The 17,752-nt window shown below is 56.0% G+C and carries 17 protein-coding genes; 14 read left to right on the top strand and 3 right to left on the bottom strand.

What is annotated here, in order from left to right; genetic code table 11:
• The first annotated feature begins 55 nt into the window (after positions 1-55).
• Both TH468_RS04020 and TH468_RS04025 read left to right on the top strand, forming a co-directional pair.
• Entirely contained in the window at positions 56-754 is a 699-nt protein-coding gene (locus TH468_RS04020; RefSeq protein ID WP_139834625.1) for a hypothetical protein, read from the top strand.
• A gap of 117 nt (positions 755-871) precedes the next feature.
• Positions 872-1,846 (top strand): squalene/phytoene synthase family protein, encoded by a 975-nt coding sequence (locus TH468_RS04025; RefSeq protein ID WP_085642281.1) that lies wholly within the window; start codon positions 872-874, stop codon positions 1,844-1,846.
• Between the two features lie 53 nt (positions 1,847-1,899).
• Here the strand turns inward: TH468_RS04025 and pgk are convergent, their stop codons facing one another.
• From pgk to TH468_RS04040, 3 genes are all read right to left on the bottom strand, one after another.
• Complete coding sequence (gene pgk / locus TH468_RS04030) at positions 1,900-3,093, bottom strand: phosphoglycerate kinase (protein ID WP_085642282.1); 1,194 nt, start codon at positions 3,091-3,093, stop codon at positions 1,900-1,902.
• A 175-nt stretch (positions 3,094-3,268) separates the two neighbouring features.
• On the bottom strand, positions 3,269-4,114 hold the full coding sequence (gene dapF, locus TH468_RS04035) for a diaminopimelate epimerase (RefSeq protein ID WP_085642283.1): 846 nt from the start codon (positions 4,112-4,114) through the stop codon (positions 3,269-3,271).
• Between the two features lie 50 nt (positions 4,115-4,164).
• Positions 4,165-4,608, bottom strand: coding sequence for a hypothetical protein (locus TH468_RS04040; protein WP_051682292.1), 444 nt, complete (start codon positions 4,606-4,608; stop codon positions 4,165-4,167).
• Positions 4,609-5,080: 472 nt separating this feature from the next.
• Between TH468_RS04040 and ccoN the strand changes: the two genes are divergently transcribed.
• From ccoN to ffh, 12 genes are all read left to right on the top strand, one after another.
• Positions 5,081-6,538 (top strand): cytochrome-c oxidase, cbb3-type subunit I, encoded by a 1,458-nt coding sequence (ccoN, locus tag TH468_RS04045; RefSeq protein ID WP_085642469.1) that lies wholly within the window; start codon positions 5,081-5,083, stop codon positions 6,536-6,538.
• A 14-nt stretch (positions 6,539-6,552) separates the two neighbouring features.
• Positions 6,553-7,281, top strand: coding sequence for a cytochrome-c oxidase, cbb3-type subunit II (gene ccoO / locus TH468_RS04050; protein WP_007089113.1), 729 nt, complete (start codon positions 6,553-6,555; stop codon positions 7,279-7,281).
• 16 nt (positions 7,282-7,297) lie between these two features.
• Positions 7,298-7,459, top strand: coding sequence for a cbb3-type cytochrome c oxidase subunit 3 (locus TH468_RS21970; RefSeq protein ID WP_085642284.1), 162 nt, complete (start codon positions 7,298-7,300; stop codon positions 7,457-7,459).
• Between the two features lie 15 nt (positions 7,460-7,474).
• The gene (ccoP, locus tag TH468_RS04060) at positions 7,475-8,347 is read left to right on the top strand and encodes a cytochrome-c oxidase, cbb3-type subunit III (RefSeq protein ID WP_071240870.1); all 873 of its coding nucleotides are present in this window, start codon (positions 7,475-7,477) and stop codon (positions 8,345-8,347) included.
• A 231-nt stretch (positions 8,348-8,578) separates the two neighbouring features.
• Positions 8,579-10,075 carry a cytochrome c oxidase accessory protein CcoG gene (ccoG, locus tag TH468_RS04065; protein WP_085642285.1) on the top strand — a complete coding sequence of 499 codons (1,497 nt, stop codon included), beginning with the start codon at positions 8,579-8,581 and terminating at the stop codon, positions 10,073-10,075.
• Positions 10,076-10,134: 59 nt separating this feature from the next.
• Positions 10,135-10,653, top strand: a complete 519-nt coding sequence (locus tag TH468_RS04070; RefSeq protein ID WP_085642286.1) for a FixH family protein — start codon at positions 10,135-10,137, stop codon at positions 10,651-10,653.
• Between the two features lie 44 nt (positions 10,654-10,697).
• Complete coding sequence (locus tag TH468_RS04075) at positions 10,698-13,082, top strand: heavy metal translocating P-type ATPase (protein ID WP_246832211.1); 2,385 nt, start codon at positions 10,698-10,700, stop codon at positions 13,080-13,082.
• Positions 13,079-13,267 carry a cbb3-type cytochrome oxidase assembly protein CcoS gene (gene ccoS / locus TH468_RS04080; protein WP_085642288.1) on the top strand — a complete coding sequence of 63 codons (189 nt, stop codon included), beginning with the start codon at positions 13,079-13,081 and terminating at the stop codon, positions 13,265-13,267. The genes TH468_RS04075 and ccoS overlap by 4 nt, the downstream gene beginning before the upstream one ends.
• Positions 13,268-13,348: 81 nt before the next feature.
• Positions 13,349-14,047, top strand: coding sequence for a cyclic nucleotide-binding domain-containing protein (locus TH468_RS04085; RefSeq protein ID WP_007089120.1), 699 nt, complete (start codon positions 13,349-13,351; stop codon positions 14,045-14,047).
• Between the two features lie 212 nt (positions 14,048-14,259).
• Positions 14,260-15,108, top strand: coding sequence for a 3-methyl-2-oxobutanoate hydroxymethyltransferase (gene panB, locus TH468_RS04090; protein WP_085642289.1), 849 nt, complete (start codon positions 14,260-14,262; stop codon positions 15,106-15,108).
• A gap of 42 nt (positions 15,109-15,150) precedes the next feature.
• Complete coding sequence (gene panC / locus TH468_RS04095) at positions 15,151-16,020, top strand: pantoate--beta-alanine ligase (protein ID WP_085642290.1); 870 nt, start codon at positions 15,151-15,153, stop codon at positions 16,018-16,020.
• 232 nt (positions 16,021-16,252) lie between these two features.
• Positions 16,253-17,737 (top strand): signal recognition particle protein, encoded by a 1,485-nt coding sequence (gene ffh / locus TH468_RS04100; protein ID WP_085642291.1) that lies wholly within the window; start codon positions 16,253-16,255, stop codon positions 17,735-17,737.
• Positions 17,738-17,752 lie beyond the last annotated feature (15 nt).

Raw genomic sequence — 17,752 nt, forward strand, 5'->3', positions numbered from 1 at the left:
TTGTTTGCACAAGGGGATGTGCACCAGTTGCGATCAGGTTGTCGGAACACGAGATATGCATGTATCAAGTCCAATTGCGTGGTCTGTTGCGATTCTTGCCGTTGCCGCGACAACGGGCGGTTTTTCGCACGCGGCCCGTGCCCAGTCGATCCAGCCCGCCACGCCAGATGAAACCGGTGTGACAATTGGCATGCCCCAGACTGACAGTTCGCCAAATTCACTGGTCCCCGGAATACTGCCCCCCGCGCTGCCCGGCGGGATGAGCAATTATTTCGCCCCTCGTCGAAATCACGGCATTGTCCTGAACAATCCATCCACCGATGGGGAAAGTGACCCATCGCTTCTGTGGTTTGAAATCGACAGCCAGCCAACGACAAACAACGGCATTGCGGCCCAGTTCGGAATTGGCTACGCCCCACGCCCGGATCTGGGCTTTGCCTTTGGCCCGGTTTTCGAACTGAATGGCCCGATCGGGCAAAGCATTGGCACCGACCAACGCAATGATTTTGATGTCACCCCCACGCACCATCCCGGTGGCTTTTACCGCCATAACTTTTCGGGCAATCCCGGCAACCCTTCGGGCACGGATGATGCGGGCATTGCCGCCAGCCTGTCCTATATGCCGTTTCAGGATATCTGGATCGGGTTACATGGTCGATTGACCAGTGATCTTGCCCCTGATCCGAATACCGGTGCGCTTGATCGCTTTGACGCGATGCTGGGTCTGACAGCCGGATATCGCCTGGAATTCTAGGATCAGGCCCCCTTAATTTGGCCGTGATCTTTTACGAAATGCTCAATTCCCCTTTTGCCTGCCCGAACGAGGCTGTATGACTCCTAGAAGGATCATCAGGAAAAGACGAAACGCCGCATGACAAGAATGCCAGCACCGATAGACGGGCCGAATGCCGATGCCTTTTCCGCCTGCAACGACCTTGCCGCAGCAAAAAATGCCAATCTTTACCGTGCGGCCATGCGCCTTGGCCCGGAACGGCAGCGTTTCTTTCTGGCGGCCTATGCATCGATGCGGGTGATCGACGATATTGTCGATGACGGGTTCCTTGAACTGACCGATCATGAACGCGACTATGCCCGCGAAGACACCCTGATTGCGATTGATCACTGGCAGCAGCAAATCCAGGCTGCCAAGATCGATGGCGATAACCCCCATCCCGAAAGCGGCCCGCTCAGCCAGCAGGTATTTGATGCCCTGCGTCTGACTTTGGGCCGAAGCGACCTGGAAGTTGATCCATGGGTTGATCTGGCCGATGCATTGCGCCGCGATGTTGCCGAAGACCCGATGGATGAATGGGACGATTTCATCGCCTATTGCGAGGGGGCAACTGCCGCCCCGGCATCGATTTTTGTCTATCTGCTATCGGCACGATTCGATAACGAAATCGGATATACATCCCCCCTGACCAACCCACCGCTTTATCATGCGCGCGACATGGCGATTTTCTGTTACGTGGTGCATATCCTGCGCGATCTTCCAGACGATATCAAAGGCCCGGACAGGCTGGTGACGATACCAGCCGAAATCCTGATTGCCGCCGATATCACGCTTGGCGAAATCCGCAATGCCATCGGGCAGAAGAAATATGACGAATTGGACCGCCTGGGCACTATTCTGCTGGAACGCGCATGGGAACATTTTGAAACCGGGCAAGCCCGGTCGGCTGAACTTCTGGCGATCCTTGATGCGGAAGAAACCGACACCCTGTCACGCCTGTTTGCCGTTTATATCGAACTTGCCAGTGCGATGATGGATAATGGTTACGCCGCGTTCCTCAAGGACCGCGATACAATCATCACCCAAACCGCCGGAAACAGCCTTCCCGGATAGCAAAACCCCGCCAATCGGCGGGGTTTTTCCTTTGATCTCAGCAAGGATACAGATCAGCCACGCAGGGCTGCAACGCCCGGCAATTCCTTGCCTTCTAGCCATTCAAGGAAGGCACCACCCGCGGTTGAGACATAGGAGAAATCCTGATCGGCATCGGCGTGACGCAGGGCCGCAACCGTATCGCCACCGCCCGCAACCGACAGAAGTTTGCCAGCCTTGGTCAGTTTGGCCGCCTGCCGGGCGACCGAAACCGTCGCGGTATCAAACGGTGCAATTTCAAACGCACCCAGCGGACCGTTCCAGACCAGCGTTTCACAGGACTCGAGACGTTTGTTCAGATCGACAATGGTTTTCGGCCCGGCATCAAGGATCATGCCATCAGCATCGACATCGTTAATGTCAGATACGGTGTGATCGGCGTGCGCCTTGAATTCCTTGGCGACCAGACCATCGACCGGCAGGACGATTTCGCAATTGGCGGCTTCGGCCTTGGCAAAAATCTCGCGCGCCGTTGCCAGAAGGTCGTGTTCGCACAGCGACTTGCCAACATTTACACCCTTGGCCGCAAGGAAGGTATTGGCCATGCCGCCACCGATCACCAGTTGATCAACCTTGGCGACCAGATTGCCAAGCAGATCCAGTTTGGTTGAAATCTTGGCACCGCCAACGATTGCCATCACCGGATGATTCGGCGCTTCAAGCGCATTGCCAAGGGCTTCAAGTTCGGCCTGCATCAGACGACCGGCATAGGCCGGAAGTTTGCGGGCCAGCCCCTCGGTCGAGGCATGGGCACGGTGCGCGCACGAAAACGCATCATTGACGTAAATGTCGCCAAGCTTTGCCAGTTCGGCGACAAAGGCCGGATCGTTCTTTTCCTCTGCGGCGTGGTAACGAAGGTTTTCCAGAACCGCGATTTCACCGTCCTTAAGGCTGTTCACGACGTCTGCTGCGGCCGCACCAATGCAATCATCGGCGAATTTCACCGGACGCCCAAGCTGCTTGGCAAGCGCATCGGCAACCGGTTTAAGCGACATTTCGGCAATGCGTTCGCCCTTGGGGCGGCCAAAATGGGTGATCACGACAAGTTTCGCACCAGCATCCGCCAGTTCGATCAACCCCGGAACCGTCCGTTCGATGCGGGTGGTATCACCCACAACGCCGTCTTTCATTGGAACGTTAAGATCAGCGCGCAGCAAAACGCGCTTGCCAGCGACATTGACACCGTCAAGCGTATTGAAGTCAGCCATTATCTGAACCTGCTTTTGAGTTTCACAGAAAACGGGAGGGGGCGTCCCGACATGGGTTGAACGAAGAACCCGTTTGCGCCCTTTTGCCCGACGAACAGGCATTGTGCAACCGGGGAAACCGTTCAGAACGATACCGACCCATCAGGGTGCCCGCGGGTCGGAACCAGAAATTCAATCAATGCTGTCCCAGAAGGGATCCGTGCAAAAAGCCCGAGAAACTGGTCGCGACCGGCCCGGTCATCAGAACATGATCATCGTGCAGCCATTCGATGGTCAACGGACCACCATCGAGAATGATTTCGGTTTTCCGCCCCGTCAAACCGCGGCGCGCAGCGGCAACACCGGCCGCACAGGCACCCGTACCACAGGCGCGCGTCACACCGACACCGCGTTCCCAGACCCGCATGCGAATCCGGTCTTCGCCAATGATGCTGCAAACCTCAATATTGGCGCGTTCGGGAAACATTTCATGATGTTCAAGGACAGGGCCAAGCTTTTCGATATCAATCGACTCGGCATCGTCAACAAAGAACACCGCATGCGGATTGCCGACATTGACCCCGACCGCATCCGACAAACCGCCCAAGGACAGCGGAATATGGTTGGTATCAACCGCCTGACCCAGCGGGATATCGCGCCAGTCCAGCTTGACCTGCCCCATATCGACGGTGACACGACCATCGGCCAGACCATTGGCATCAAGCAATCCGACGACGGTCTGGATAATGACATCCTTGCGGCCAAGTTCGCCCATGACGATGCTCGCCACACAGCGTGTGGCATTGCCACAGGCCTGGACCTCGCCCCCGTCATTGTTGCGAATGCGCATGAAGGCATCGGCAAGATCATCGCGGGCGGGTTCGATCACGATCAGCTGATCACAACCGACTCCGGTTTTGCGGTCGGCGATGCGGGCCGCAGTTGCGTTATCAAGATCAAGCACGGCGGGATCGCGTCGTCCGTCAAAGACAACGAAATCATTTCCCAGACCATGCATTTTGACAAAAGGAATACCGTTCATAACCGCCTTATAACGGTGTCAGCGGATATCGTCCACCAAAGTCAGCGCCGTCAATGCTGGGCAGCCGGGGCACAATAACGGATTTTGCGCGGCACAAAGCCGGCCCCGCTGAAATAGTCGCGCAGGCGTTCTTCCATTTCACCGACCGAAACATGAACCGCCGCACAATGATGATCCAGAACCAGCCGGTTCATCGCGTCGCGCATCGCATCAAGCACATAAGGTCGTGAAACAATCTCGACGGCCATGATGTTGTCGACATGCAGGACAAGTCCCTCGGACATGTCGTCACGCACCTGATAGGAAAACAGACCGTGGATATATCCCCGTTCATTGGCAATCACGATGATGCCACGCGGGCGTTGCCACAGGATATCGTCGCATCCGGCCCCAATCATGCTATTGGCTCGATCAGTGCAGAATTCGGCAACAAATTCACGCCAGCGCTCAAACGTAAGACCGGTCTGCATCATCTGCACGAGCGGAAAAGTCATATCCGCCGTGTGATGTGTTAGGGGTCTTGCCTGATAGGTTGTTGACATGATTGCTACTCTTCCCACGATTTTCAGCAATCATGGCGCAAAGATTTCGTGTTGACCTTGACCTGTATCAACACCTTTACAGACCCAAACGCGCATAAACACGCTTAGCAATCAATTGTCCCGCAATGCGGGCGAGCTTTGTCTTGAGATTGAGGGGTTCCGCGGTTTTACGAGTCAATATTGACGTGGATCAATGGCGCGTAAAGCTTCAACCCGCATAATCACCTGACAATCGAAAGCCTCGTCCGTTTTGCATGTGATGCTGCCAAAAGCGCATCACGGCAGCGGTGGGGCTTTTGGTGCAGGTGGCAGGGGATGACATGTGTTGCACCATGCCACCACGGGACTGATGGAGTTGACCGATCGGATTGGGGACAACTCACCCGAACACCTTGAACGGGAGTCAAGCATGAGCCAGGGGAGCATGGCACAGACAGCATCAACGCCTGCTGCTGTTAATTATAATATGGACGTCGTGCGCTGGGCCGCACTGGCGACCGTATTTTGGGGCGTTGTCGGATTTCTGGCAGGCGATTTAATTGCCTGGCAGCTCGCATTTCCGGCACTTAATTTCGATAACGAGTTTCTGAATTTCGGTCGCCTGCGGCCGTTGCACACCTCGGCGGTGGTTTTTGCCTTTGGCGGTAACGCGCTTCTGTCAACGTCGTTCTATGTCGTGCAGCGGACCTGCCGCACGCCGCTTTATGGTGGCAAAGCACTTCCGGCATTCGTTTTCTGGGGCTATCAGCTGTTCATCGTCATGGCCGCAATCGGCTATGTTACGGGGGTTACCCAGGGCCGCGAATATGCCGAACCGGAATGGTTTGTTGATATCTGGCTGACCGTGGTGTGGGTTGCGTATCTGGCGATGTTCGTCGGAACCCTGCTGAAGCGTCATGAGCCGCATATCTATGTTGCGAACTGGTTCTATCTGGCCTTCATCGTGACGATCGCAATGCTGCATCTGGGCAACAACCTGGCGATTCCGGTTTCCTTCATGGGGACTAAATCCTACTCGATGTTCTCAGGCGTGCAGGATGCGCTGACGCAGTGGTGGTATGGTCATAACGCGGTAGGCTTCTTCCTGACGGCTGGTTTCCTCGGCATGATGTATTACTTCATTCCGAAACGCGCCGAACGTCCGGTTTATTCCTATCGCCTGTCGATCATTCACTTCTGGGCGCTGATCTTCCTTTATATCTGGGCTGGTCCGCACCACCTGCACTACACGGCCCTTCCTGACTGGGCGCAGACCCTTGGCATGACCTTCTCGATCATGTTGTGGATGCCGTCCTGGGGCGGGATGATCAACGGCCTGATGACGCTTTCGGGTGCCTGGGACAAACTGCGTACCGACCCTGTCCTGCGCTTCATGGTTGCTGCCGTCGGTTTCTATGGCATGTCGACCTTCGAAGGCCCGGTCATGTCGATCAAGGCAGTCAACGGCCTGTCGCATTATACCGACTGGACCATCGGACATGTTCATTCCGGCGCGCTTGGCTGGGTGGCTTTCGTTTCCTTCGGTGCGATCTATCACCTGATCCCGGTTCTGTGGCATCGTGAACGCCTGTATTCGATGCGTCTGGTTGCCTATCACTTCTGGCTGGGTACCATCGGTATCGTTCTTTACATCACGTCGATGTGGGTTTCGGGGATCATGCAGGGCCTGATGTGGCGTGCCTACGACGATCTTGGCTTCCTGCAGTATTCCTTCATCGAAACCGTTGAAGCAATGCACCCCTACTACATCATTCGTGCAACCGGTGGCCTGCTCTTCCTGCTCGGATCGCTGATCATGGTCTGGAACGTCTACAAGACGATCAAGGGTGATCTGCGTCGCGAAGCACCGATCGGCACACCTGCTACCGTAGCAGCCGAATAAGGGGGATGTGAAAAATGCTTCTGAAAAAACACCACATTGTTGAGAAGAACGTCTTTGTTCTCATCCTCGGGATTTTCCTGACCATCATCATCGGTGGTATTGTCGAAATCGTGCCGTTGTTCACGATGGAACAGACCATCGAGAAGGTTGAAGGGGTCCGTCCCTATTCACCGCTCGAACAGGCGGGTCGCAACATCTATCTCCGCGAAGGGTGCTATAACTGCCATTCCCAGCAGATCCGTCCGTTCCGTGACGAGGTCGAACGTTATGGCCATTACAGCCTTGCCGCGGAATCGATGTATGACCATCCGTTCCAGTGGGGATCGAAACGTACCGGACCGGATCTTGCCCGCGTTGGTGCCAAATATTCCAACGACTGGCATGTTGCCCACCTGAAAGATCCGCGCTCTGTCGTGCCGGAATCGATCATGCCGGGCTATCCGTTCCTGGCGGAACGCGAATTGAAGTTCGATGACGCCCAGGCCCATCTTGAGACGCTTAAAATGGTTGGTGTTCCTTATACCGACGAGCAGATCGAGAATGCCAAGGCCGACCTGTATCTGCAGGCGATGGCGGACGAGGATTACGATGAACTCCTTGCACGTTATCCGAATGCGGCAACCGGTGACTTTGACGGAAACCCCGCGAAACTGACCGAAATGGATGCACTGGTCGCGTATCTGCAGGTCCTGGGTCGCATGGTCGATTTCACCACCTACAACCCGCAACTGAACCTGCGCTAAGGCGAAGGGGAACGTCATGGAATTCTTTACGCAACTCGCTGACTTTTTCCGACCCTTGTGGGGTCTGTGGCTAATGCTGCTTTTCGGGGCGATCATTGCCTGGGTCATGTGGCCCAGCAAAAAGCGCCGGAAAGACATGGAAGAGCATGCCCGGATTCCGCTTCGGGATGAGGAATAGGGGGAGAACCGAGCTATGTCGACACATGTCGAAAAAGACCAGGTTTCGGGCCACGAAACCACCGGTCATGAATGGGATGGCATCAAAGAGCTGAATACACCGCTGCCGTCCTGGTGGGTCTATGTTTTCTGGGCCACGATCGTCTGGTCGGTCGGCTATTGGGTGGTTTATCCGTCCTGGCCGACGGCAACGAGCTACCTTACCGGTATGTTCGAAACCACCAACCGGACCCAACTGCATGAAACCATGGCCAATGTTGCCGCCGAACGCGCACCGTATATGGAGCGTCTGGCAGCACTGGATCTGGATGAAATCGTTAATGACAGCGAATTGCTGAACTTCTCGATGGCAGGTGGCAAGGCCGTGTTCGCAGAAAACTGCGCACCGTGTCATGGCACGGGCGGTTCGGGCAACCCGGGCTTCCCATCCCTTCAGGACGATGACTGGCTGTGGGGTGGTTCGCTTGAAACCATCAATGAAACGCTGCATGTCGGTGTCCGCTGGGATGCCAATGACGATACGCGTTTCAACGATATGCCTGCCTTTGGTCGTGACGAGATACTGGAACGCGAAGGCATCAATGATGTTGTTCAGTATGTCCTGTCCTTTACCGGACGCGAAACCGACAAGGCCGCAGCAACCCGCGGCATGGAAGTCTTCGCCGATAACTGCGCATCCTGCCATGGCGAAGACGCCAAGGGTGTTCAGGAATTGGGGGCACCGAACCTGACGGATGCGATCTGGCTGTATGGTGGCGATGCCGCAACCATTACCGAAACCGTGACCAATTCGCGTGGTGGCGTCATGCCGGCATGGGGTGGTCGTCTTGACGAAGAAACCATCAAGATGCTGACGGTTTATGTCCACTCGCTTGGTGGCGGTCAGTAACCTTTAAAATCTTCTGCCCGCCGCACCTTTATACACTGTGATCTGATCAAAAATTGATTTGTGTCATGGTGGGGTGCGGCGGGTTTTTCGTATGTTGGCACTGCAATTTGAATAATCCTAATCCGACATGGCATGCCGCATGCCATGTTGTGCACCATGCAGATAACTGGTGGCCCCAAAGCCACAAGAGAGCAGTTATCGGCGATGCGGCCCAACAGTCAGGTAGCGACAATGGCCATGCCCCATTTGCAACAGCCCGATCCCGCACATCCGATCCCGCAAAACGATACACTGCCGGAAGATGACCGCGACCAGCCACTCTATAAAACCCGCGACAAGGTCTATCCGAAACGGGTCTCGGGCCGTTTCCGTAACCTGAAATGGTTTGCGCTGGTCACTCTGCTTGCCATTTACTGGATTGTTCCCTGGCTGCGCTGGGACCGCGGACCTTCGGCACCGGACCAGGCCGTGCTGATCGACATGGATCTTGGCCGCGCCTATTTCTTCTTTATCGAGATCTGGCCGCAGGAAGTCTATTACATCACCGGCCTTCTGATCCTTGCCGCGATCGGTCTGTTTCTGGCAACGTCGCTGTTTGGCCGCATCTGGTGCGGTTATGGCTGTCCGCAAACGGTGTGGACCGATCTTTTCATGCTGGTCGAACGTCATATCCAGGGGGATCGCAATGCGCGCATGCGTCTGGACAAATCGCCCTGGACATTCGAAAAAATCTGGAAAATCGGCGCAACCCATCTTTCATGGCTGGTGATTGCCGCGGCAACCGGCGGTGCGTTTGTGCTTTATTTCCACGATGCGCCGACGGTCATGGTCGATATCTTTACCGGTGATGCGTCACTGGGTGTTTATGTCACCATCGCGTTCCTGACTTTTTCGACCTATCTGCTGGCCGGGTGGGCGCGCGAACAGGTTTGCACCTATATGTGCCCATGGCCGCGTTTCCAGTCGGCGATGCTTGATGACGAGTCGATGATCGTCACCTATGAAGGCTGGCGCGGCGAACCGCGTGGTCCGATCAAGCGCAAGAACCTTGTGCGCGGCGAAGTCCCGGAAGTTGGCCACTGCATTGATTGCTATGCCTGCTTTAACGTCTGCCCGACAGGGATCGATATCCGTGACGGATTGCAGATGGAATGCATCGGCTGTGGCCTGTGTATCGATGCCTGCAACGAAATGATGGACAAGGTCGGCTTCCCGCGTGATCTGGTCCGGTTTGATTCGGTGCAAAACAGCCAGTTGCGCGCGCATGGCAAGGCGACCAAAATCCGCATCGTCCGGCCGCGTACCGTTTTCTATTCGATCATCGTGATGCTGGTCGCAGGCGTGATGGCCTTTGGCCTGTTCAATCGCTCGACGCTTGAAGTCAACGTTTTGCGGGATCGCAACCCGATATTCGTCCGACTGTCCGATGGTGATGTCCGAAATGGCTACACCTTAAAGGTCCTGAACAAGGAACAGGCTGCCAAAACCTATATCCTTACAATCGAAGGACTTGATGCCACCGATTTTCAGGTTATCGGTCTGACACCTAACCAAGATGGCACATTCAGCCTGGATGTTGCCCCGGACCGCGTTGGCAGTTTCCGTGTCTTTGTTGCGGCCGATCCAGAAGCACTGGACGGCGAAGCCACACCGTTCGAGTTCAGCGTGACCGATCCAAAGGACAATATTCGCGAAACTTATGATACCGTATTTGCCGGTCCGAAATAACCGACACCCGCCTGACGATCCGGCCACCGACCCTATTGCGCCGGACAGGAGATAGAAAGATGACGACCCAGACCACAACCTCACCATCCTCTGTTGCGGGTCCGCGCAAATCGGATCGTCTGATCCCGTGGTACTTTGTTGGCGGTTTTGCGATCATGCTGATCGCCAACATCTCGCTGATCACGTTTTCAATGACAAGCTGGAACGGACTTGTCACCAAACACGCCTTCGAAGAAGGCAACAATTATAACGCCGCAATGTCGGGCGCGCAGCGTCAGGCCGAACTGGGATGGCGCAGCAAACTGTCGGTCGAGGGTCTGATCAATCAGTCTGCGACGGTTACTGTCCTGTTCCGGGATCGCGATTCCCAACCGATAAGCGGTGCCAAAATGGAAATCGTTTTGCGGCGTTCGGACCGTGACGATCTTGACCAGACCGTGCGAATGGCGGAAATCGCGCCCGGGGAATATCGGGCAAGTGCCGCGTTCCCGGTTTATGGCCGTTGGGAAATCCGGACCATCGCGCGCGCCCTTGGTGATGATTATCAGACTGTCGAGACCGTTGTCGTAAAACCATGACCCCCCAAACCACCTGCCGCCATTGTGGAGATCCGGTGACCTCGATGTCACCGGTCGGGCCTGATTTTTGCTGTCGGGGATGTGCAGGTGCGTTTGAACTTCTGGGCGATCTGGGTCTTAAATCCTATTACAGCCGCCGAAGCATCGATCCCAAAGCCCGGCCATTGCGCCCCGATAGCGATGAAATCGCTGCGGTTAATTTCACCGATCTTGTCAGCACCGACGACGAAGGCGTTCATCATCTTAACCTGATGGTGGATGGCATACATTGTGCGGCCTGTGTCTGGCTGATCGAAACCCTGCTGCAAAAAAATCCGTCTGTCCTGCATGCGCGCGTCAATATGACCACCCGCCGGTTACGGCTGACATGGAACGGTGACATTGCCGATGTGGATGAACTGGTTAAACCGGTTCTGCAGATGGGATACCGGCTGATCCCGTTCGATCCCGCAGCGCTAGAACAGGCAACACAGGCCCGCAACAGCGAATTGCTGCGCTGTCTGGCGGTTGCCGGATTTGCCGCGGGCAACGTCATGCTGCTGTCGGTTTCTGTCTGGGCCGGATATTTTCAGGGAATGGGCGGGGCAACCCGCGATCTTTTCCATTGGATATCGGCCCTGATTGCCCTTCCGGCAGCCGTCTATGCCGGAATGCCGTTTTACCGCTCCGCATGGGGTGCCATCCGCAATCGCCGGGTCAATATGGATGTGCCGATCAGCCTGGGGGTCATTCTTGCCCTTGGCATGAGTCTGGCTGAAACCATGCGCGGCGGCCCCCATGCCTATTTCGATTCTGCCATAACGCTTTTGTTTTTCCTGCTGGTTGGCCGATATCTTGACAGCCGCGCCCGTGGTCAGGCCCGATCAGCCGCCGAACATCTGCTATCGCTGAATGCGCGCTCGGTCACGGTTCTGGGTGACGATGGCACCCGCCGACTGATCGCACCGGACAAGGCCAAACCGGGCATGATCGTTCTGGTGGCAGCGGGGGAGCGGATCGGCATTGATGGTGAAATCCTTGATGGTCAATCGGATATCGATACCAGCCTGATCACGGGGGAAAGCATCCCGAACACCGCCAAACCAGGCACAACCGTTTTCGCCGGAACAACCAATATATCGGCTCCGTTGCGCATCCGCGTTACTGCGACCGGTCAAACAACGCTTCTGGCTGAAATTGTACGGTTAATGGAAAACGCCGAACAGGGACGCGCCCGATATGTCGCCCTTGCCGACCGTGTCGCCAAATCCTATGCCCCGGTGGTTCATCTTCTTTCGGGCACGACATTTCTCGGCTGGTGGCTGATTGGCGGGATTGGCTGGCAGGATGCCCTGATGAATGCGATTGCCGTTCTGATCATCACCTGCCCCTGTGCCCTTGCCCTTGCCGTGCCGGTTGTTCAGGTGATTGCGACCGGGCGGCTGTTGCGCGCTGGTATCTTGGTCAAATCAGCCACGGCCCTTGAAAGACTGACCCGTATTCGCGGTGTCATTTTTGATAAGACCGGCACATTGACCACCGGCAAGCCCGAATTGATCTCCAATCCGGACGATGACACTGCGCTTGAACTGGCTGCATCCATCGCGGCCAATAGCACCCACCCACTGTCGCGTGCCCTTGTACGGGCCGCCGGAAATGTAACGCCAATCGCCAATGTTTCGGAACATCCCGGCCAGGGACTATCAGCAGAATTGCCCGCTGGCACGGTCCGATTGGGCAGCCGTGCATTTTGCGGCATTGCGGAAAATGCCGACCTGTCCAGCCACATTGCGGGCCCCGAAATGTGGTTGCAGGAACCGGGCCGGGCCGCAACCCGTTTTGTTTTCCACGATGCCCCGCGTCATGATGCCGAACAGGTAATTGAAACCCTGTCTTCGCGTGGTTTTGACATATCGCTGCTATCGGGGGACCGGGCCGTGACGGTTGCCCGGCTTGCGGAAACACTGGGCATTCGCGATTGGAAGGCGCAGCTTTCACCGGCGGACAAGGCAAACGAAATCGCCCGTCGCGCCGAAAATGGCAAATGTGACCTGATGGTCGGTGACGGTATTAATGATGCGCCGGCCCTTGCCGCAGCTTATGCATCCATGTCACCGGCAAGTGCAGCCGAAATCAGCCAGAATGTCGCCGATATCGTGTTTCAGGGTGACCGCCTTTCGGCCGTGATCGAGGCCATCGACGTTGCCAGGAAATCCGACCGGCTTGTCCGGCAGAATTTCACCCTGTCATTTGCCTATAACCTGATCACGATTCCATTGGCGGTATCGGGCATGGTCACACCACTGATTGCCGCCATTGCGATGTCTTCATCCTCTTTGATTGTGATTGCCAACGCATTGCGCCTGCGATCTGGAAGAAACAAACAGCGGGCCGAAGATCCTTCCGCCCTCCCCGTACATGCCCAAGAGGCAGGAGCGCCGTCAGTATGAGCAACCTATTACTTCTGATACCAATCGCCCTGTTTCTGGGACTTCTCGGATTGGCAGCATTTCTGTGGTCGCTTAAATCAGGACAGTTCGATGACATGGAAGGAGCCGCCAATCGCATCCTTTTTGATGACGATGAACAGCAACCGCAGGACAGCCATACGAAAAACAACGGAGTCAAACGTTAGTATCGCTTGAACTGATGCAGTCAGATCGCATAGATTAATTCCAATCTGACATCTTAAGTACATGTAGCTCCGGAGTTTGCCATGTCTGTCCGTTCCCAGCTTTGTGAGGCCTGCGGAATCAAGGACCTGACCTTCTGCTCTTCTTTGCAGGGCACGGAGCATGATCGTTTGCGCCAGATGCTGACCCATGTTCAGTTCGACCCGCACAGCACGATTTTTCACGAAGCCGAAGATGCCGATTACGTGTTTAACGTCACGTCGGGTTCGGTAAAACTATACAAACTTCTGGGCGACGGCCGCCGCCAGATCACCGGTTTCCTGTTCCCTGGTGATTTCCTTGGTCTGGCGCTGAACACCACATACAGCTACACCGCCGAGGCAATCGAGCCGGTAACCGCCTGCCGTTTCCCGCGCGAGAAGCTTGAAAAGCTGTTTGACGAATTCCCGCGTCTTGAAAAACGCATGCTGGGCATGGCGGTTGACGAACTTGCCGCCGCACAGGATCAGATGCTGCTGTTGGGTCGCAAGACGGCCAAGGAAAAGGTTGCGTCCTTCCTTTTGATGCTGGCCCGCCGTCAGGAACATCGCGGCGAGGAAAGCGACACGATTCAGGTCCCGATGAGCCGCTCGGACATCGCCGATTACCTTGGCCTGACCATTGAAACGGTTTCACGTACCCTGACGCAGCTGCGCAAGGAAGCAACGATCACGCTTAAGGATAATCGCCATATCGAAGCCGTCGGCATTGATATGCTTGAAGATCTTGCTGAAGGCTTGTGATTGCGTTGTGCAATTGCACAACAAATCCCGAAATGGACAGAATATCCTGCGGCAACAATAGGGAACCCTTCCTGTTAAAGGCTATTCGACCAAAAGCCTGTTTCGCGATTGCGAAAAAACAGTTCCCGCAAATGGTCATCATATTGTAAACATGACGGCACGCCTGACATAGATCGGGCAGCCAAATCCGGTAACACCGGGGGAGAAACGTCATGAGTGCCACCACCAGAAAACAGGGCCGCATCACGGTTCCTGCCATTCGTGCCCGCAAGGGTGCAGAACCGATTGTCTGCCTGACGGCCTATACCACGCCGATGGCGCAACGCCTTGACCCGCATTGCGATCTTCTTCTGGTCGGGGATTCACTGGGCATGGTTGTGTACGGCATGGAAAGCACGCTTGCCGTCACCGTCGACATGATGATCAACCACGGCAAGGCCGTCATGCGCGGCAGTTCCAACGCCTGCGTGATCGTCGATCTGCCGTTTGGCAGCTATCAGGAATCCAGAGAACAGGCTTTTCGCACGGCATCGCGCATTCTTGCCGAAACCGGATGCGCGGGGGTGAAACTCGAAGGTGGCGCCGAACTGGCTGACACCGTCGAATTCCTCAGCCAGCGGGGCATTCCCGTCATGGCCCATATTGGCCTGATGCCCCAGCAGGTCAACACCATGGGCGGTTTCAAAAGCCAGGGTCGCGGCGAAGAAGCTGCTGCCAAGGTGATTGCCGATGCCAAGGCTGTCGCCAAAGCCGGTGCATTTTCAGTGGTTGTCGAAGGCACGGTCGAGGCCGTTGCACGGCTTATCACCGCGGAAATCGACATTCCGACGATTGGCATCGGTGCATCTGTTGCCTGCGACGGGCAGGTGCTGGTGACCGAGGATATCCTTGGCCTGTTTTCCGATTTCACCCCGAAATTCGTCAAACGCTATGCCGATCTGGGCGATCAGGTCTCCAAAGCGGTTGAAAACTATGCCACCGAAGTCCGGACCCGTCAGTTCCCGACCGACGATCATTGCTTTGGCGTGACCAAACCCGGCAAGTTGCGCGCCGTAAAATAACGGTGCCGCCTTTTTGCCCAACAGACGATCGACAAGACGAACATGACGCTTAAAACCGTTCACAGCGTTGCAGAACTGCGCGCGGTTGTTGCCGGGTGGCGCGCAGAAGGATTGCGCGTGGCACTGGTCCCGACGATGGGTGCCCTTCATGCCGGTCATATCAGCCTGACGGATCATGTCCGCAATCACGCCGACCGCGTCATTGTCAGCATTTTCGTCAATCCGACGCAATTCGGCCCGAACGAGGATTTCGGTGCCTATCCCCGTACACTGCCAGACGATCAGAAAATGCTTGATGCCGCCGGGGTGGAGCTGTGCTTTGCCCCCTCGGTCGAAGAAATGTATCCCGATGGCTTTGCCACCCGTGTCAGCGTCGATGGGTCATTTACCAACGTCCTGTGCGGTGCTTCCCGTCCCGGCCATTTCGACGGCGTTGCCCAGATCGTCACCAAACTTCTGCTGCAAGCCCTGCCCGATTGCGCGATATTTGGCCAGAAAGACTATCAGCAGCTGATGGTCATCCGCCGTTTCACCACCGACCTGAACATCCCGGTCGAAATCATCGGCGCACCGATCCTGCGCGAAGATGACGGTCTGGCGATGTCATCGCGCAACCGCTATCTGACACCGGAAGAACGCGCGATTGCCCCGACACTTGACCGGGTTTTGGGCGAAATCACCAAAGCCGCAGCAACAGGAGCGGAAATCGTCCCGCTTCTGGGCAAGGGGCGCGAAGATATTCTGAACGCCGGTTTCAAATCGATTGATTACCTTGAAATCCGCGATGCAGACACGCTTGAACGGGTCGAAGATCGGGTGCGCAAAAGTAGCCGCGTCTTTGTCGCCGCCCATCTTGGCAAAGCCCGCCTGATCGACAATCACGCCATCGACCCGATCAACATCACGGGTTAAACAGCGGCTTGGCCGCGATGAATCGCGGATTGCGATGCGATTGGCATCAAAAGCGCAGAACATCGCGCTTTTGCGCCTGATTGCGCTTGACTCTATCCCCCCTATCGCATAAACCCTGCGCAACAAAGGTCGCCCAAGGGGTGACTCCCCCAGTCCTCGAGTTGTCGAGCACTGGGTTTTAGTTTTTTGTGCGCACACAGTGGAAACACCGGAAACACAGACGGGATTTGGAATGTTTGAAGGACTAAGCGATCGCCTTGGCGGGGTTCTTGATAAGCTGCGCAGACGTGGCGCGCTGAAAGAATCCGACGTCAAGGAAGCCATGCGCGAAGTACGCGTCGCCCTGCTTGAGGCTGACGTGGCGCTGCCGGTCGTCAAATCATTCATCACCAATGCAACCGAACGTGCGGTTGGTCAGGACGTTCTGCGTTCGGTCACACCGGGCCAAATGGTCGTCAAGATCGTTCATGACGAACTGAAAAACATGCTGGGCGAAGGCGAGGATATCAACCTTGCGGCCACCCCGCCGGTCCCGATCCTGATGGTCGGTTTGCAGGGTTCGGGTAAAACCACGAGCTCGGCCAAGATCGCGCTGCATCTGACCAAAAAGCGCAACAAGAAAGTCCTGCTGGCGTCGCTTGATATCTATCGCCCGGCCGCCCAGCAGCAGTTGAAAATTCTGGCCGACAATAACGGCCTGAACGTTCTGCCGATCATTATGGGCGAAAAGCCGGTATCGATCGCAAAACGCGCAATGGATATGGGCCGCAAGGAAGGCTATGACGCCGTCATCCTCGATACCGCGGGGCGCCTGCATATCGATATGGAACTGATGAGCGAAGTCGCCCAGGTCCGTGACGCGGTCAACCCGGCCGAGACCCTTCTGGTCACCGATGCGATGACCGGTCAGGACTCGGTCAATGTGGCCAAGGAATTCGCCGACAAGGTCGGCATCACCGGTATCGTTCTGACCCGTATAGACGGTGATGCACGTGGTGGTGCGGCCCTGTCGATGCGCCAGATCACCGGTTGCCCGATCAAGATGCTCGGTACCGGTGAAAAAATCGACGAGATGGAAGCCTTCCATCCGGATCGTATAGCCAACCGTATCCTCGGGATGGGCGATGTCGTCAGCCTTGTCGAAAAGGCTGCCGAAACGATCAAGCAGGAAGACGCCGAGAAAATGGCGAAGAAGCTCGCAAAGGGTCAGTTTGACCTGAACGATCTTCTTTCCCAGCTCAAGCAGCTTCAGAAAATGGGTGATCTTTCCGGCATCATGGGGATGCTGCCGGGCATGGGCGCGCTGAAAAAACAGATGTCGCAGACCAAGCTTGATCCCAAACTTCTGACCCATCAGGAGGCGATCATCCTGTCGATGACGCCCAAGGAACGAGAAAACCCGGCCCTGATCAAGGCATCGCGCAAAAAGCGTATTGCCGCAGGTTGCGGTCTTTCGGTTCAGGATGTGAACAAGCTGCTCAAACAGTATCAGACCATGTCCACCATGATCAAAAAGATGGGCAAGATGGGCAAAAAGGGACTGTTTGGCGGCATGCCGAAAATGGATTCCTCGATGCTCGAAGGCGGCGACATGCCCGACATGAGCAAGTTGCCAAAAGGATTTCCCGGTGCCGGGGGCGGATTACCGCCCGGGCTCCCGGGATTGGGCGGCGGTGGTTTGCCGCCGGGATTTCCGGGGTTCGGTAAAAAGAAATAGCCAAGCCCCCGGTTC

The organism is Thalassospira sp. MCCC 1A03138, assembly GCF_002115785.1.
GTDB lineage: Bacteria > Pseudomonadota > Alphaproteobacteria > Rhodospirillales > Thalassospiraceae > Thalassospira.